At 59.9% G+C, this 663-nt stretch carries 1 pseudogene; it reads left to right on the top strand.

The features are described 5' to 3' along the window. Nucleotides 1-412 precede the first annotated feature (412 nt). Nucleotides 413-601, top strand: a pseudogene (locus V6U90_RS33745) (VOC family protein); the annotation flags it as partial. Nucleotides 602-663: the final 62 nt, after the last annotated feature.

Here is a 663-nt window from a genome sequence, read left to right on the forward strand (position 1 = left end):
ATGGATCAACAAACCCGACAACAGCGACCCCGAACAGACCACCGCCCCGCCCGTGCCCAACCGACCAGCAGCACAAAGCTGAACAAAATCAAGAAAATGTCTCAGTTGACTTGACAGGTTCCGGGACCGCATCAGCTTGGACCCGCTCACCGGACTCGCCGGCATCAACGATGCGTTCGATCTCCAGGAACTACTAACTGCGTGGGCTGTATACGTAAAGCAGATCTCTCGACCCTCGTCGTCAGTCTCGGGCTCACTGGACTCCCGAAATGTAGTGGGCATCGACACCGTCAGGACCGTCATCCCACGGCTCAAGGCCCCACTCATCTTCAAGAGTCGGCCGTATGCGCCACAACGCTAGCCAGGGGAGGCCCGTGGAGACGACGAAAGACCCCGCCGCTATGGTGGACCGATGGCGTCGGTCAAGCAGATCCAAGTTACCTTCGACTGCGCAGAACCTGAGCGCGTCGCTCGTTTCTGGTGCGAGGTGTTGGGGTACGTCGTACCGCCGCCACCGGAGGGGTTTGCTACTTGGGACGATTTCGATCGCGCGCTACCGCCTGAGCAGCAGGGTTCAGCGTTCGCATGCATTGATCCCTCAGCCTCGATCCACCGATGAATGTCGGGTCGGCGGGACCCCGGAGATAGAAAGTGCCCTCTGAG

Origin of the sequence: Micromonospora sp. CPCC 206060 (genome assembly GCF_036906895.1) — a bacterium.
Lineage (GTDB): Bacteria > Actinomycetota > Actinomycetes > Mycobacteriales > Micromonosporaceae > Micromonospora.